Source organism: Arthrobacter sp. zg.Y820, from assembly GCF_030125555.1.
Taxonomy (GTDB): Bacteria; Actinomycetota; Actinomycetes; order Actinomycetales; family Micrococcaceae; genus Arthrobacter_B.
The window spans coordinates 203912-219619 of record NZ_JASKLX010000006.1 but is presented as its reverse complement, the minus strand read 5'-3'; the positions used below and the strand labels follow the sequence as shown (position 1 = coordinate 219619).

Annotated in this window: 14 protein-coding genes; 3 read left to right on the top strand and 11 right to left on the bottom strand. The window is 68.2% G+C overall.

Going from position 1 to position 15708, the window contains the following annotated elements; all coding sequences use genetic code 11:
- The first annotated feature begins 86 nt into the window (after positions 1-86).
- The 3 genes from QNN99_RS06255 (at position 87) to QNN99_RS06245 (ending at position 2067) form a co-directional block, all read left to right on the top strand.
- The gene (locus tag QNN99_RS06255; protein WP_229965572.1) at positions 87-800 is read left to right on the top strand and encodes an ABC transporter ATP-binding protein; all 714 of its coding nucleotides are present in this window, start codon (positions 87-89) and stop codon (positions 798-800) included.
- A complete protein-coding gene (locus tag QNN99_RS06250; protein ID WP_229965571.1) occupies positions 797-1531 on the top strand; it encodes an ABC transporter permease in 735 nt (244 codons plus the stop codon). The genes QNN99_RS06255 and QNN99_RS06250 overlap by 4 nt, the downstream gene beginning before the upstream one ends.
- A gap of 113 nt (positions 1532-1644) precedes the next feature.
- Complete coding sequence (locus QNN99_RS06245; protein ID WP_229965570.1) at positions 1645-2067, top strand: Hsp20/alpha crystallin family protein; 423 nt, start codon at positions 1645-1647, stop codon at positions 2065-2067.
- A gap of 11 nt (positions 2068-2078) precedes the next feature.
- On the opposite strand, the gene QNN99_RS06240 is transcribed toward QNN99_RS06245, so the two are convergent.
- The 11 genes from QNN99_RS06240 to QNN99_RS06190 all read right to left on the bottom strand — a co-directional run bounded on the left by QNN99_RS06240 (position 2079) and on the right by QNN99_RS06190 (position 15704).
- Positions 2079-4259: a primosomal protein N' gene (locus tag QNN99_RS06240; RefSeq protein ID WP_229965569.1), complete on the bottom strand. Its 2181-nt coding sequence runs from the start codon at positions 4257-4259 to the stop codon at positions 2079-2081.
- 7 nt (positions 4260-4266) lie between these two features.
- Positions 4267-5496 (bottom strand): methionine adenosyltransferase, encoded by a 1230-nt coding sequence (gene metK, locus QNN99_RS06235; protein ID WP_229965568.1) that lies wholly within the window; start codon positions 5494-5496, stop codon positions 4267-4269.
- A 169-nt stretch (positions 5497-5665) separates the two neighbouring features.
- Positions 5666-6949 carry a bifunctional phosphopantothenoylcysteine decarboxylase/phosphopantothenate--cysteine ligase CoaBC gene (gene coaBC / locus QNN99_RS06230; RefSeq protein WP_229965567.1) on the bottom strand — a complete coding sequence of 428 codons (1284 nt, stop codon included), beginning with the start codon at positions 6947-6949 and terminating at the stop codon, positions 5666-5668.
- A gap of 57 nt (positions 6950-7006) precedes the next feature.
- Complete coding sequence (rpoZ, locus tag QNN99_RS06225) at positions 7007-7267, bottom strand: DNA-directed RNA polymerase subunit omega (RefSeq protein WP_152217989.1); 261 nt, start codon at positions 7265-7267, stop codon at positions 7007-7009.
- Between the two features lie 39 nt (positions 7268-7306).
- Positions 7307-7888 (bottom strand): guanylate kinase, encoded by a 582-nt coding sequence (gmk, locus tag QNN99_RS06220; RefSeq protein WP_229965566.1) that lies wholly within the window; start codon positions 7886-7888, stop codon positions 7307-7309.
- A 52-nt stretch (positions 7889-7940) separates the two neighbouring features.
- Positions 7941-8258, bottom strand: a complete 318-nt coding sequence (mihF, locus tag QNN99_RS06215) for an integration host factor, actinobacterial type (protein WP_229965565.1) — start codon at positions 8256-8258, stop codon at positions 7941-7943.
- A 194-nt stretch (positions 8259-8452) separates the two neighbouring features.
- Positions 8453-9394: an orotidine-5'-phosphate decarboxylase gene (gene pyrF, locus QNN99_RS06210; RefSeq protein ID WP_229965563.1), complete on the bottom strand. Its 942-nt coding sequence runs from the start codon at positions 9392-9394 to the stop codon at positions 8453-8455.
- Positions 9360-12656, bottom strand: a complete 3297-nt coding sequence (gene carB, locus QNN99_RS06205; protein WP_229965561.1) for a carbamoyl-phosphate synthase large subunit — start codon at positions 12654-12656, stop codon at positions 9360-9362. The genes pyrF and carB overlap by 35 nt, the downstream gene beginning before the upstream one ends.
- Positions 12656-13807, bottom strand: coding sequence for a glutamine-hydrolyzing carbamoyl-phosphate synthase small subunit (gene carA, locus QNN99_RS06200; RefSeq protein ID WP_229965783.1), 1152 nt, complete (start codon positions 13805-13807; stop codon positions 12656-12658). Before carA ends, carB begins: the two co-directional genes overlap by 1 nt.
- Before the next feature lie 38 nt (positions 13808-13845).
- Complete coding sequence (locus QNN99_RS06195) at positions 13846-14364, bottom strand: PH-like domain-containing protein (RefSeq protein WP_229965559.1); 519 nt, start codon at positions 14362-14364, stop codon at positions 13846-13848.
- Positions 14352-15704: a dihydroorotase gene (locus QNN99_RS06190; protein ID WP_229965558.1), complete on the bottom strand. Its 1353-nt coding sequence runs from the start codon at positions 15702-15704 to the stop codon at positions 14352-14354. Before QNN99_RS06190 ends, QNN99_RS06195 begins: the two co-directional genes overlap by 13 nt.
- Between the last annotated feature and the right edge of the window lie 4 nt (positions 15705-15708).

The following is a 15708-nucleotide window of genomic DNA, read 5'->3' as shown; positions in this document are numbered from 1 at the left end:
CGGATGCGGGTCCGGTCTCCTGCCGGCGATTCGGTATTTGCGGAGCGGGATTGACCGGTAAACGCTCCGGGTGCAAAGTCAGCAGCATGGCATCGTCTCCGGCAATCCGCACCGAGAACCTGTTGGTGCGGCGCAGCGGAACCGCGGTCCTGAACGGCCTGAGCCTGACCGTCCCCGCGGGGCAGGTCGTGGGCCTGCTGGGCCCCAGCGGCAGCGGCAAAACCACCCTGATGCGCACCGTCGTCGGAACGCAGAAAACCTCGGGAGGCACCGTCACCGTCCTTGGCAACCCCGCCGGCAGCCCGCAACTGCGCCGCAAGGTCGGGTATCTCGCGCAGGGGCCCGGCGTTTACGACGACCTGACGGTGGCCGAAAATCTGCGCTATTTCGCCCGCATCGTGGGAGCGCCCGACACCGACCCGGAGCGGGTGATCGGCGAAACCGGGCTGGAACAGCAATCCCGGCGCCTGGCCGGGAGCCTCAGCGGCGGCCAGCACAGCCGCGTCTCACTGGCTGTTGCCCTGCTGGGCGCGCCGGAACTGCTGGTGCTCGACGAACCGACGGTGGGACTGGATCCCGTGCTGCGGCGTGATCTGTGGAAACTGTTTGCCTCGCTGGCGGAGCGCGGCGTGAGCCTGCTGGTCAGCAGCCACGTCATGGACGAAGCCAGCCGCTGCGCCCGCATCCTGCTCCTGCACGAGGGCCGGCTGCTGGCTGACATGACGCCGCCGGAGCTGCTGGAGAGCACGGGCACCACCGATGCCGACGCCGCTTTCCTGGCCCTGCTGGGGGCGGCATGAATCCGGGCCTTGCCCTGGCCACGGCGCTGCGGGTGCTGACGCAGATCCGGCATGACCCGCGGACGGTGCTGCTGCTCCTGCTGGTTCCCAGCCTGCTGATCGGGCTGCTCTCCTGGATCTTCGAAAACACCGGCGTTTTCCAATCCGTTGGCCCGGCGCTGCTGGGCCTGTTTCCGTTTGTGGTGATGTTCCTCGTCACCAGCATCACGACACTGCGGGAACGGCGCTCGGGCACATTGGAGCGGCTGATGACCCTGCCCCTGGGGAAGTTCGATTTCATCACCGGCTACACCCTCGCCTTCGGCCTGCTGGGAACGCTCCAGTCCCTCATCGCCTGTGCCTATGCCGTCTGGATCTGCGGACTCGAGGTCGCCGGCAACACCTGGCTGCTGCTGGCGGTGGCGGTGCTCGATGCCGTGCTGGGAGCCACCCTGGGCCTGTTTGCCTCGGCCTTTGCCGCCTCGGAATTCCAGGTCATCCAGTTCATGCCCGCCCTGGTCTTTCCGCAGATCCTGCTGGGCGGAATCTTCATTCCGCGCCCCCAGATGCCGGACGCGCTGGAGGCGGTCTCGGACTGGCTGCCGCTGTCCCACGCCGTGGAAGCCCTCAACCTGGTTTCCGGCGGCACCGGATCCACGGCGGAGATCCTGCGCGAAATCGGCATCCTGGCGGCTTTCGCCGTCGCCTTCGTGGTGCTGGGAGCGATAACGCTGCGCCGCCGAACTCCCTGAGCGCCGGGCTCAAGCCGGGCCCAGCCGGCCGCTTTGCGCGGGACTTTGGCCATCGATTTTTTTACCCGCCCCGCCCAGTTCTAAACTGCTGATATTCAGCTTAGGTCTCCGGCATGGCGAGGGAGTTGATACTGATGGTTTTCCGGTTCGATCCGGCACCGGGATTGGACCTCTTCGATCCGCTTTGCGGCAGCCCGGGGGCAGCCGACGACAGCGACATTCCCGTGGATCTCTACCGCGAGGGAGACCACTACATCGTGAACGCCGACCTTCCCGGCCTGGACCCCGGCTCCCTGCATCTGGACGTCGAGGGGCGGCTCCTGACCGTCAGCGGGCACCGCACCCTGCGCGACCTTTCCGGAGCCCGGTGGCTGGTCCGCGACCGCCGCCGCGGCCTCGTCCAGCGGCAGATCCTGCTGGGCAGCGACATCAATGCCGCCGGCATCAGCGCCCGCTACGACTGCGGGATCCTCAGCCTGTATCTTCCGGTGGATCCGAATCACCGCCGGCGGAAGATCCCGGTGCAGTACGGCTGACCCGGGGCTGACTACAGGACGTCGGTTCCGTCCACCCGCACGTACACAGGATCCCCGGTTCGACGGGCGGAGACCGCGGCCTTGGTGGCCCGCAGCGCCGCGGTCACCGCCGGGGCAGCAGCGTACGAGAAGAACAGCAGTGTGCGGTAGCGCCCTCCCGAGCCGCCCAGCTGCCCGTCCCGGTGCACGGGGGCCGGCCCCGGCGGGTCTTCCAGGGGTGCCGGCCCCACCACCCGGATTTCGGCCGGCAGGTCCAGCCGGGGCAGGAAGGCGGTCAGCGCTTCGCGGGAGCCCGTGAGCTCGGCGTACCGGACCGCCGGCGGCAGGCCCAGCTCGCCGCGCAGTGCCAGCTCGCGATCGGCGGCGCCGGCCGGATCCCAGCGCAGCAGGTGTCCGACGGTGGAGGTGTCGTCGGCGGTGACCACCACCACGCCTTTGTCGCCGGCGGGGCGCACCAGCGCCGCCGCGCTGAACCAGCGCCGCAGGGTGTCCTCCCCCGCGCGCAGCGACTCGCGGGACATCATGGCGTTGCCGTCCAGCAGGATCGCCGCGGCATAACCGCCCGCCGCCACCGGCTCGGCACCCGGTGTTGCCACCACCAGGGCGGGAGCATCGGGAACGTCCGCCCGCACATGGTCTCCCGCCGAGGAAATGACGGTAACGGAAGGAAAGGCCCGGCCCAGCTCTTCGGCGGTGCGCCCGGCGCCTGCCGCGGATCCGCGCAGGTGTGTGCCGCCGCAGTTGCTGCAGCTCCACACCGGTTCCGGCCGGCCGCACCAGCGGCAGGCCGGAATGCCGTTCCGGCTGGCCAGGCCCAGCGGCCCGGCACACGCCCGGCAACGCGCCGGTTCCCGGCACTCCTGGCAGGACAGCGCCGGGGAGAACCCCGTGCGCGCCACCTGCACCAGCACCGGGCCACGAGTCAGCCCGTCCTGCGCTGCCTTCCAGGCGGCATGCGGAATCCGCGCCCGCGCAGCCAGCGGATCCCGTTCCATGTTGAACGAGTCCGCGGTGCTGACCACCCGCGGAGCCAGCGACCGCACCGTGCTGCGGTCTGCGGAAATATTCGCCGCCCAGCCGCTGGCCACCAGCCGCTGAGCCTCGGTGCTGCGCGAGTGCGAGGCCAGCAGCAGCGCCGCGTCCTCTGCTGCGGCCCGCAGCAGCAGGACGTCACGGACATGCTGGTACGGAGCACGCTGCTCGGCATGCAGGTCATCGGCGTCATCCCAGAGCACCGCCAGGCCAAGGTTGCGCACCGGAGCGTAGGCCGCCGACCGGGTGCCGATCACCACCTGCACGTCCCCGTGCAGGACCTGCAGGAAACTGCGGTAGCGGGGCGTGGGACCGTCGTCAGCCGTCAGGCGCGCAAAGGTTCCCTTGCCGATGCGCGCAATCAACGCCGTCTCCACCCGGGCCAGATCCTTGGCATCGGGCACGACGACGACGGCGCCGCGTCCGGAGAGCAGGGTCGCCTGCACTGCGGCGGCGATTTCCTCAGGCCAGGCGCCGGCTCCGTATCCGCCCAGCGACGACAGCGCGGCCCGCGGGCTGTGGCCGGCTGCCAGATGGGTCAGGAACCGCGGGCCGTGCGGATACCGGCTCCACGGATTGGGTCCGGAGCCTTCCGGCCCGGACGGGAGGTTCTCCCCGGAGAGCTTGGCCGCGGAGGCAGGGTCCGCTCCGGTCGGTGCTTCCGCAGCTGCGGCGGCACGGGCCTGCGGAGTAAATTCCTTGTCCACCCGTGCGGCGCGCGGCGGAATGGCCACCCGCAGCACATCATGGACGGTGCCCGAATAGCGCGCGGCAACGGCCTCGGCCAGGCGCAGGATCTGCGGCGCCAAAACCGGCTGCGGCGACACGACTTTTCCCAGCGGCATAAGGCGGGCCGAGGTATCCGCCTCGGCGGTCCGCTCGATAATGAATCCGGACAGCTCCTGCCCGCCGAACCGGACCCGGACCCGCGCGCCGGGCACGGCGTCGTCGTCGAGGTTCTCGGGCACCAGATAGTCGAACGGACGGTCCAGATGCGGCAGGGGCGAATCCAGCAGCACCCGCGCGATCGGCAGCGCAGGTGCCGCGGACTGTGTCCCCAGGCTTCTGGACGGGGAGACAAAGCCGTGCAGCAGGGACAGCTGCCCGGTTTCCCCGGCCGGTTCCTGCCGTCCGGTCTTCCCTGCCGGTTCCCGCTGCATGCGCCGGTTAGGCGTTGAAGTAGCTGCGGAGGTCCTCGACCTTGTCCTTGCGCTCCCAGGTGAACTCCTCGTCCTCGCGGCCGAAGTGGCCGTTCGCGGCAGTCTTCTGGTAGATCGGGCGCTTCAGGTCGAGCGAGTTGATAATGCCCAGCGGGCGGAGGTCGAAGACCTCCTCGATGGCGGCGGCGATGCGGGCCGGATCCACGGTTTCCGTGCCGAAGGTCTCCACGTAGATGCCGACCGGATGGGCCATGCCGATGGCGTAGGCAATCTGGATTTCCGCGCGGCGGGCCAGCCCGGCGGCCACCACGTTCTTGGCCACCCAGCGCATGGCATAGGCGGCGGAACGGTCAACCTTGGACGGATCCTTGCCGCTGAACGCGCCGCCGCCGTGGCGGGCGAACCCGCCGTAGGTATCCACGATGATCTTGCGGCCGGTGAGCCCGGCGTCTCCGACCGGTCCGCCGATGACGAACGGGCCGCCCGGATTCAGGATGTGCTTGACGTTGGAGATGTCCAGTTCGGTGCCGGCGAGGACCGGCTTGATGACGTGGGTGACCAGGTCCGCGCGCAGCTGCTCGAGTTCGACGTCGACGGCGTGCTGCGAGGAGATGACCACTGAGTCCACGGAGACCGGACGGTCGCCGTCGTAGCCGATGGTGACCTGGGTCTTGCCGTCCGGACGGAGGTAGCCCAGCGTGCCATTTTTGCGGACGGCGGTGAGGCGCTCGGAGAGGCGGTGGGCCAGCCAGATGGGGGTGGGCATCAGGACCGAAGTCTCGTCCGAGGCGTAGCCGAACATGATGCCCTGGTCGCCGGCCCCCTGCACATCGTAGGGGTCGACGTTTTTGCCGGCACGGTTTTCCACCGAGTTGAACACTCCGGAGGCGATTTCCGGCGACTGCTGGCCGATCGAGACCGAGACGCCGCAGCGGGCCCCGTCAAAGCCGTTGGCGGAGGAGTCGTATCCGATGCCCAGGATGGTGTCCCGGACCAGCTGGGGGATCTCCACGTAACCCTCGGTCGTGACTTCGCCGGCCACATGGACCAGCCCGGTGGTGACCAGGGTCTCCACCGCCACGCGGGATTCGGGGTCAACCTTGAGCAGGCCGTCGAGGATCGCATCACTGATCTGGTCACAGATTTTGTCCGGGTGACCTTCAGTGACGGATTCCGAGGTGAAAAGACGCAGCCCGTCGCGGGGAGCGGAAAGTACTGAAGCATCTGGGAAAGTCACGAGTTTTACTCTACTGGGTCTTAGGCCGGGTCCCCGAATGCGGGCCGGGCGCCTGTGGGCGGCAGCCCGGCGCTTGTGGGCGGCAGCCCGGCGCCTGTGGGCGGCAGCCCGGCGCTTGTGGGCGGCAGCCCGGCGCTCAACCGGAAGCCGGCAACGGCTTCGCAGCCTGTCAGGGGACGGCGACGGCGGCGTCGAGCTCCCGCACGACGCGGGCGAGGATGCGCCGGGCGATCTCGGTTTTGGTTCCGGTGTAGGTGGGAGCCGGAGCCGCTGCGGAATCCTGCGGTGAAAGCAAAGTCACTTCCGTGCTGTCCTGGCCGAATACCAGGGAGGTGCCCACCCTGTTCAGCACCAGCAGTTCACATCCCTTGCGGGCAAGTTTCTGCCTGCCGTAGTCCAGCACCTCTGAAGTGCCGTCGCCGGTTTCGGCCGCGAAGCCGACAATCAGCGACGGCCGGGCCGCCCCGGAGGAACTGGCCGCGTTCCGTGCTTCGACGGCCTCGGCCAGGATGTCAGGATTGCGGACCAGGGTAATCACCGGGTTGGTGCCGTCGTCGCGCTTTTTGATTTTGGTGTCGGAATTGCGGTCCGGGCGGAAATCGGCGACGGCGGCGGCCATGATCAGCACGTCGGATCCGGGCGCGGCACGGTGCACTGCCTCGCGGAGTTCCAGCGCGGATTCCACCCGGGTCAGTTCCACGCCGTCGGGCGCCGGAACGTCCATGTGCGCGGCGATGAACCGGACACGCGCGCCGGCTTCCAGGGCGGCCTGGGCAAGGGCAACGCCCTGCTTCCCGGAGGACCGGTTGCCCAGGAACCGCACCGGGTCCAGGGATTCGCGGGTGCCCCCGGCAGTGATGGTGACGGTTTTGCCGTGAAGCGCGCCGGCTTCGGAGGCGGCGGCTTCGGAGGCCGGAACACCGGCGCCGGCAGCAGCCGCGGCGATGGCGGCTGCGAAAATCTCGTCTGGTTCGGGAAGCCGGCCTGCCCCGGAGTCTTTCCCGGTCAGCCGGCCCACTGCCGGATCCAGGACCAGGACGCCCCGGCTCCGCAGGGTCGCAACATTGGCTCGGGTTGCCGGGTGCGACCACATCTCAGTGTGCATGGCGGGGGCAAAAAGAACCGGCCCGCGCGCCATCAGGAGTGTGTTGGTGAGCAGGTCATCCGCTTGCCCGGCGGCCGCCCGCGCCAGCAGGTCGGCGGTGGCGGGGGCAACGACAATAAGGTCCGCCTCGTGACCGAGACGGACGTGGTTGACCTTCTCCACCTCGTCAAAAACCGAGCTGGAGACCGGATTTCCGGACAGTGCCTCCCAGGTGGCCACACCCACAAAGCGGGTGGAGGCCTCCGTGGGAATGACCGACACATTGTGTCCGGCTTCAGTGAAAAGCCGCAGCAGCGACGCGGACTTGTAGGCGGCGATGCCGCCGCCCACACCGAGAACTATGCGCACCGCTGCTGCTCCTGACCCTGACCAGTGGTCAGCTGTTACCGAAGGGGTTCTTGCTGGCTACTCGGCGGATTCGACCGGGCGGCTGACGAGCATGCCTTCGTTGATTTCGCGCAGGGCGATGGACAGCGGCTTCTCGTTCAGCTTGGTTTCCACCAGCGGGCCGACGTACTCGAACAGGCCCTCGTGCAGCTGCGAGTAGTAGGCGTTGATCTGACGGGCGCGCTTGGCGCCGTAGATGACCAGTGCGTACTTCGAGTCAGCTACGTTCAGCAGGTCGTCGATCGGCGGGTTGATGATGCCTTCAGACACAGTAGACACAGATTCTCCAAAATCTTTTATACGGGATGTGGCGGTGCGTCAGCGCGGGCGCGGACTGATTCCCATGAGTGATACAAGCTCAGCTGCTGCCCGCTGGACGTCATCATTTACCACAGTGTGATCGAACTCGGGCTCGGCAGCAAGTTCCAGTTTAGCGGTTTCCAGCCTTTGCTGCTGCTCTTCGGGTGTTTCGGTGCCGCGTCCTACCAGCCGGCGGACCATCTCGTCCCACGACGGCGGGGCCAGGAACACGAAATTTGCCTCGGGCATGGACTTTTTAACCTGCCGTGCGCCCTGCAGATCAATCTCCAGGAGCACCGACCGGCCCTCGGCCATGGCGGCCTCGACGGTGCTGCGCAGCGTGCCATAGCGGTTGCGGCCGTGGACCACTGCCCACTCCAGCATCTGGCCCTCTTCGACGAGTGAATCAAATTCCTCGGCGGAGACAAAAAAGTAATGCACCCCATGTTCCTCGCCGGGACGCGGAGGGCGGGTGGTTGCCGAAACGGACAGCCACACCTCCGGATAGTTGTCCCGGATGTACGTGGACACCGTGCCTTTGCCAACTGCGGTTGGACCTGCCAGAACTGTCAGCCGCGGTTGCGACACTGAGGACCTCATTTGCTCTCGTTGTGATTCGGCCCCGACGGCGCGGCCGCAGTGAAAGCGGCCCCTAGTCGGATTCCAAAAATTCAATCAGCGCTTTGCGCTGGTGGACGCCCAGACCACGCACACGGCGGGTCGGAGCAATACCTACGGTAGTCATTATTCCAGCTGCGCGGCGCTCTCCGACGCCAGGCAGTGCCCGGAGCAGATCCACCACCTTCAGGCGGCCTACTGCTTCCTCGGAAGACCGGGACAGGATGACCTCTTCCACGGACAATTCCCCGGTCTTGATTTTGGCCTTGATGTCGGCCCGCACGGATCTGGCCGCGGTTGCCTTTTCCCGGGCTCTGGTGCGTTCGTCTTCGGTCAGTGGCTTGAGGTTCAACAGAGCCTCCCGGGCAAGGACTGACCCGGCATCAGCTGCTCAAAACACAGCGGCAGTGCTGGGACGGTGCTGGTGTATGGGGGTACGGTCTGAACCTATCCGCAACCCCGCCGCAATTGCAATGTGCTCCACTACCCGATCAGGGCACCGGGACGGCACGGGGGACGGCACCGGGGACGGCACCGAAAGCCGCTTCAGGATCCACCCAACCCCGCCAGCGTCCGCCGGGCGGCGTCCCGCAGCCCGGCCACGGCGGGACCGGCCTGCAGGATGTCCCGGCTGGAGGTGGCCAGGACGTTGGGATATGCCTCGCCGAAGGTGGCGCGCAGGTCGGCTCCGGTGGCGCCCTGGGCGCCAAGACCCGGGGCCAGGATCGGCGTATCCGCCGACGCCGGGCGGATGCCCAGCTCCGTGAGGGCGGAACCGACCGTGGCGCCGATGACCAGTCCGGTGGATCCGAGCGGCCGGCTCCGGGGCATCGGAGTGTCAGCACCGTCAGCAGCCCCGTCCAGCCCGGGGGCCTCCTCCCGTCCGGCCAGCTCGCGCCGGTTCTCCGCCGCCGCAGCGTCCACGATCCGGGCCGCCACCGACCGCGGACCGCCAACATGCTGGACGGAAGCGCCCTCGGGGTTGGAGGTCAGGGCGAGGACAAAGACGCCGCGCCCAGAGGCGGCCGCCAGGTCCAGGGCGGGGCGCAGCGACTCAAATCCAAGGTACGGACTCAGCGTGACGGAATCCGCGGCCAGGGCGGATCCGTCCCGCAGCCAGGCATCGGCATAAGCGGCCATGGTGGAGCCGATGTCCCCGCGCTTGGCGTCGGCGATGCTGAGGATTCCCGCGTCGGAGCAGGCCGCCAGCACCCGTTCCAGGGCAGCCAGGCCTGCGGATCCGTGGCGTTCAAAGAGCGCCACCTGCGGCTTCACGGCGGCGGCGTACTCCCCCGCGGCCTCCAGGACGGTGAGGGAGAAGCGCTCCAGGGCGGCGGCGTCGTCGTTCAGTCCCCAGGCGGCCAGGAGCGCCGGATGGGGATCGATGCCGACACACAGCTGCCCGCGGCGGTCCATCGCCGCGCGCAGCCGTGCGCCGAAGGTTCTGCCCGGATCAGACACTTGATGAAGCCCGGAGCTTGGCGGCATGCTCCTGCAGGGAGGTGACGTCCCACTCGTAGGAGCGCATCGCCTCGATCGCCTGCACGGCGGCACCGAACTCGGAGACAGTGGTCACCACCGGGCAGCCGATGGAGGTGGCGGCGGCACGGATTTCGTAGCCGTCGCCGCGGGCCTGGCCTCCGGAGGGAGTGTTCACGACGAGGTGGATTTCACCGGCGGTGATCAGGTCAGCGACCGTGCCCTCGCCGTCGGGACCGGTGCCCTCGCCGACCTTGCGCACGGTGGTGGCCTGGATGCCGTTGCGGCGCAGGACCTCGGCGGTGCCGCCGGTGGAGAGGATCTCGAAGCCCAGGTCCACCATCAGCTTCACCGGCATGATGATGGAGCGCTTGTCCCGGTTGGCCACCGAGACGAAGATCTTGCCCTCGGTCGGCAGGGCGGAGTTGGCGGCCGCCTGGGACTTGGCGAAGGCGGTGTCGAAGTACTTGTCGATGCCCATCACCTCGCCGGTGGAGCGCATTTCCGGGCCGAGCAGGGAATCCACCACGGTGCCCTCGGGGGTGCGGAAGCGGTTGAAGGGCAGGACGGCTTCCTTCACGGCCACCGGGGCGTCCGGCGGCAGCACCGAGCCGTCGCCGACGGCGAACAGCTTCCCGGCGGCGCGCAGCTCGGCGATGGTCCGGCCGGTGCCGATCAGGGCCGCGGCCTTGGCCAGCTGCACCCCCGTGGCCTTGGAGACGAACGGCACGGTCCGGGAGGCGCGCGGGTTGGCTTCGATGACATACAGGACGTCCGAGGCCAGCGCGAACTGGATGTTGATCAGACCGCGCACGCCCACTCCGGCGGCAATGACCCGGGTGGCTTCGCGGACGCGGTCGACGACGTCGGTGCCCAGGGTGATGGGCGGCAGGACACAGGCGGAATCGCCGGAGTGGATGCCGGCTTCCTCGATGTGTTCCATGATGCCGCCCACATACAGGTCGGTGCCGTCGTAGAGGGCGTCGACGTCGATCTCGATCGCGTCCTCCAGGAAGCGGTCCACCAGCACCGGGTGGTCCGGCGTGATTTCGGTGGCGTTGGCGATGTAGCGCGAAAGGTTCGCCTCGTCGTAGACAATCTCCATGCCGCGGCCGCCCAGCACATAGGACGGGCGGACCAGCACCGGGTAGCCGATTTCGTCGGCGATCTTCTTGGCATCGTCGAAGGAGACGGCGGTGCCGTTCTTCGGGGCGATCAGTCCGCCAGCGTCCAGCACGCGCTGGAAGGCGCCGCGGTGTTCGGCCAGGTCAATGGCTTCCGGCGAGGTGCCCAGGATCGGGACGCCGGCGTCGGCCAGGGCCTGCGCCAGCTTCAGCGGGGTCTGGCCGCCGAGCTGGACGAAGACGCCGAGCACTCCCCCGGTGCGCTGCTCAGCGGCGATGACCTCGAGGACATCCTCCAGGGTCAGCGGTTCGAAGTAGAGCCGGTCGGAGATGTCGTAGTCGGTGGACACGGTCTCCGGATTGCAGTTGATCATCACGGTCTCGTGGCCGGCTTCGCGCAGGGCCATGGTGGCGTGCACGCAGGAGTAGTCGAACTCGATGCCCTGCCCGATCCGATTTGGGCCGGAACCGAGGATGATGATGGACGGCTTGGCGTGCTGCGCCACCTCGTCCTCCTCGTCATAGGAGGAGTAGTGGTAGGGCGTGTAGGCGGCGAATTCCGCGGCGCAGGTGTCCACCGTCTTGTAGACCGGGCGGATGTTCAGGGCGTGCCGGACGCCGCGGATGACGGCCTCGGGCGTGTTGGTGAGCGCGCCGATCTGCTCGTCGGAGAATCCGTGGCGCTTGGCTCGGCGCAGGATTTCCTCGTTCACGGTGCCGGCGCCGCGGATTTCTTCGGCCACCTCGTTGATCAGGACCAGCTGGTCCAGGTACCAGGGGTCGATGCCTGTGGCCTCGTACAGGTCCTCCACGGTGGCGCCGCCGAGCAGGGCCTGCTGGACCTGCTGCAGGCGGTCCGTCGTCGGCCGCTTGGCGGCTTCGATCAGGGCCGGAACGTCGGCCGGATCCACGGGGGCGAAGGACAGCGAAGCGCCCTTCTGCTCCAGGGAGCGCAGCGCCTTCTGCAGCGCCTCGGTGAAGTTCCGGCCGATCGCCATGGCTTCGCCCACCGATTTCATGGTGGTGGTCAGCGTGGGGTCCGCGGCCGGGAACTTCTCGAACGCGAAGCGCGGAACCTTCACCACGACGTAGTCCAGGGTGGGCTCGAAGGACGCCGGCGTCTGCTTGGTGATGTCGTTGGGAATCTCGTCCAGCGTGTAGCCCAGGGCCAGCTTGGTGGCGATCTTGGCGATCGCGAAGCCGGTGGCCTTGGAGGCCAGCGCTGAGGAGCGGGAGACGCGCGGGTTCATTTCGATGACCACGACGCGGCCGGTGTCCGGTTCAATGGCGAACTGGATGTTGCAGCCGCCGGTGTCCACGCCCACCTCGCGGATGACGGCGATCGCGATGTTGCGCAGGTTCTGGTACTCGCGGTCGGTCAGGGTCATGGCCGGAGCCACGGTGATGGAGTCGCCGGTGTGCACGCCCACCGGATCGAAGTTTTCGATGGAGCAGACCACCACGACGTTGTCGTTGCGGTCGCGCATCATTTCCAGCTCGTATTCCTTCCAGCCGAGGATGCTCTCCTCGAGCAGCACCTCGGAGGTGGGGCTGTACTGGATGCCGGCGCCGGCGATGCGGCGCAGGTCCTTTTCGTTGTAGGCCAGGCCGGAGCCGAGTCCGCCCATGGTGAAGGAGGGCCGGACCACCATCGGATAGCCCAGCTCGTCGGCGGCGGCGAAGGCTTCGTCGAGGCTGTGCACGATGATTGACTTCGCCGATTCGGCGCCGCAGCGCTCGACGACGCCCTTGAATTTTTCCCGGTCCTCGCCGAGCTCGATGGCGGCGATGTTGGCGCCGATCAGCTCCACGTTGTACTTGTCCAGGACACCGTTCTTGTCCAGGGCGATGGCCGTGTTCAGCGCGGTCTGGCCGCCCATGGTGGGCAGGATCGCGTCGGGGCGTTCCTTGGCGATGATCTTTTCCACCACCTCGGGGGTGATGGGTTCCACGTAGGTGGCGTCGGCGAATTCGGGGTCGGTCATGATGGTGGCCGGATTGGAGTTCACCAGGATGACCCGCAGGCCCTCCTCCCGCAGTACGCGCAGCGCCTGGGTGCCGGAGTAGTCGAATTCCGCGGCCTGGCCGATCACGATCGGACCGGAGCCGATGACCAGGACGGACTTAAGGTCGGTTCTGCGGGGCATTAGAGGGATTCCTTGATCTTGCTGGCGTCGGTCTTGCTGGATTCCATGAGGTCCACGAAGCGGTCGAAGAGGTACGCGGAGTCATGCGGGCCGGCGGCGGCCTCGGGGTGGTACTGGACCGAGAAGGCCGGGATGTCGAGGCAGGCGAGGCCTTCCACGACGTCGTCGTTCAGGGACACGTGGCTGACCTCCACCCGGCCGTAGCGGGCCTCGGGCGCGGTGACCGGCCCGTCCAGCGGCGCGTCGACGGCGAAGCCGTGGTTCTGGCTGGTGATTTCGACCTTGCCGGTGCGGCGGTCCAGGACCGGCTGGTTGATGCCGCGGTGGCCGTAGCGCAGCTTGTAGGTGCCAAAGCCCAGGGCGCGGCCCAGGATCTGGTTGCCGAAGCAGATGCCGAAGAACGGGGTGCGGGTGTCCAGGACGCCGCGCAGCAGGTTCACCTGGGCGTCAGCGGTGGCGGGGTCGCCGGGGCCGTTGGACATGAACACGCCGTCGGCGTCCAGCGCCGTGACGTCCTCAAGGGTGGCGGAGGCGGGCAGGACGTGCACCCGCACGCCGCGCTCCGCGAACCGGACCGGCGTCATGGACTTGATGCCCAGGTCCAGGGCGGCGACGGTGAAGCGCGGCTCGCCGTCCCAGCCGTGGTCCTGCGGCTCGATCACGTAGGAGGCCTCGACGCTGACCTCTTCGGCGAGGCGGGCACCGGCCATGGATTCCTGCGCCAGGACGTCGGCCAGCAGCTCGGCCTCCGGGCGGTTGGCTGCGGTGCCGGAGAAGATCCCGGCCTTCATGGCGCCGCGTTCGCGCAGGTGCCGGGTCACGGCGCGGGTATCCACGCCGGAGATCCCGACGACGCCCTGCGCCGCGAGCTCTTCGTCCAGGGTGCGCTCGGAGCGCCAGCTCGACGGCCGGCGGGCGGCGTCGCGCACAATGTAGCCGGCCACCCAGATCCGCCGGGATTCGGCGTCGTCGGTGTTCACTCCGGTGTTGCCGATGTGCGGCGCCGTCTGCACCACCAGCTGGCGGGCGTAGGAGGGATCGGTGATGGTCTCCTGGTAGCCGGTCATGCCGGTGGCAAAGACCGCCTCGCCCAGGGCGGTGCCCTCGGCGCCGTAGCTGCGGCCGCGGAAGGTGCGGCCGTCTTCAAGCATCAGGACAGCTGCGGTCGGGGTGGGGATGTGCTGCACGGTCACAGTTGTTCCTCGCTTGTTGGTGCCGATTCGGCCGGCAGGAGTTCGGTTATCGCTGATACCAGCGGTGTCTTCTCGTCGGCGGAGCGGGTGCGGAACCCGGTGTCCACGGAGGTGGTTCCGAGTTTCCAGGTCACGATGACCAGGCCCTCCTTCTCCACGAATTTCCCGGCCATGCCGCGCTCCAGCCGGACGCTTTCCAGGTCCGCCCGGGGAATCCAGAGGTCGGGTGCGCCGCTGCGGACCAGCAGGAGGCCTTCGTCGAAGACTGCCGCGGTGGCGTTGGACTTCACGCCCAGCCCGTAGACGGCAATCCGGTCCAGCCAGTCACCGGCGGTGGTGGTGCAGACGTACTGTCCCAGGGCCTGGAACCGGGGTACCTCCAGGCCGTCGGGCATCGGCACCGGGCGCGGGACGCCTTTTTGGCGCTGCCGGCGGCCGCGCCAGCCCAGGGCAAACAGGCCCAGGAGCAGCACTATGAGGACAATCATGCCCAGGGCGAATATCAGCCGATCCATGCGGACTCCTCTGCGGAAACGGGGTGAGGCGTGTTCAGGGCGGCGTTCAGGACCGTGGGATGGCCGGCGAAGAAGGTCGCCTGCACGGTGCCGGGCAGTTCCAGTCCGGCAAATGGTGAGTTGCGCCCCTTTGAAGCCATCTTATTCGGGTCCACCGTGCGGCGCGCAGACGGGTTCACCAATATGACGTTGGCCGGTTCTCCCGGCGCGAGCGGCCGGCCCTGCGATTCCAGGGCACCAATGGCCGCCGGGGTGACGGAAGTCACGCGGGCGAAGCCCTCCCAGTCCATTAATCCGGTCTCGATCATCGCGTGCTGCACCACCGACAGGGCGGTTTCCAGTCCGGTCATGCCCATGGCGGCCTGCGCCCACTCGCACTCCTTGTGCTCGGACGGATGCGGTGCGTGGTCGGTGCCGACAATGTCGATCGTGCCGTCGGCCAGACCGCGGCGCAGGGCGTCGACGTCGGCAGCCGTGCGCAGCGGCGGGTTAACCTTGTAGACGGGGTCGTAGCTGTGCACCAGGTCGTCGGTGAGCAGCAGATGGTGCGGAGTGGCCTCGGCAGTGACGTTGATGCCGCGTTCCTTGGCCCAGCGGATGATTTCCACCGACCCGGCGGTGGACACATGGCACACGTGCAGCCGCGATTTGGTGTGCTGGGCCAGCAGCACGTCACGGGCGATGATCGCTTCCTCGGCCACGGCGGGCCAGCCGGCCAGGCCCAGCACGGCGCTGACCTCGCCCTCGTTCATCTGCGCACCCTCGGTCAGGCGCGGCTCCTGTGCATGCTGGGCAATCACGCCGTCGAACGCTTTGACGTACTCCAGGGCGCGGCGCATCAGCACCGGATCCGCGACGCACTTGCCGTCGTCGGAAAAGACGCGCACCCGGGCACGGGAATCCGCCATGGCGCCGAGTTCCGCCAACTGTTCGCCGTCGAGCCCGACGGTCACCGCGCCGACCGGGCGCACGTCCACCCAGCCGGAGCGGCGGCCCAGGCTGTAGACCTGCTCCACCACGCCGGCGGTGTCCGCCACGGGGTTGGAATTGGCCATGGCGTGGACGGCAGTGAAGCCGCCCAGGGCAGCGGCACGGGTTCCGGTTTCCACTGTTTCGGCGTCTTCGCGGCCGGGCTCGCGCAGGTGGGTGTGCAGGTCAACCATGCCGGGCAGCGCAATCAGGCCGGCCGCCTCGATGACGGCGGCGTCCGCCGGTGCTGAGAGGTCCGGGCCGACGGCGGTGATTCGTCCGGCGGAAATCAGGATGTCGGCGGTTTCCTTGCCGAGGATTGACGCGTTCCGGATCAGGTAAGTGCCGGTTGCTGTGTTCTCAGTCGTCACTGTG

Coding starts and splice junctions, on each gene's coding strand:
- QNN99_RS06255 (WP_229965572.1), top strand. CDS start 87: ATGGCATCGTCTCCGGCAATCCGCACCGAGAACCTGTTGGTGCGGCGC.
- QNN99_RS06250 (WP_229965571.1), top strand. CDS start 797: ATGAATCCGGGCCTTGCCCTGGCCACGGCGCTGCGGGTGCTGACGCAG.
- QNN99_RS06245 (WP_229965570.1), top strand. CDS start 1,645: ATGGCGAGGGAGTTGATACTGATGGTTTTCCGGTTCGATCCGGCACCG.
- QNN99_RS06240 (WP_229965569.1), bottom strand. CDS start 4,259: ATGCAGCGGGAACCGGCAGGGAAGACCGGACGGCAGGAACCGGCCGGG.
- gmk (WP_229965566.1), bottom strand. CDS start 7,888: ATGAGGTCCTCAGTGTCGCAACCGCGGCTGACAGTTCTGGCAGGTCCA.
- pyrF (WP_229965563.1), bottom strand. CDS start 9,394: ATGCCGCCAAGCTCCGGGCTTCATCAAGTGTCTGATCCGGGCAGAACC.
- carB (WP_229965561.1), bottom strand. CDS start 12,656: ATGCCCCGCAGAACCGACCTTAAGTCCGTCCTGGTCATCGGCTCCGGT.
- carA (WP_229965783.1), bottom strand. CDS start 13,807: ATGCTTGAAGACGGCCGCACCTTCCGCGGCCGCAGCTACGGCGCCGAG.
- QNN99_RS06195 (WP_229965559.1), bottom strand. CDS start 14,364: ATGGATCGGCTGATATTCGCCCTGGGCATGATTGTCCTCATAGTGCTG.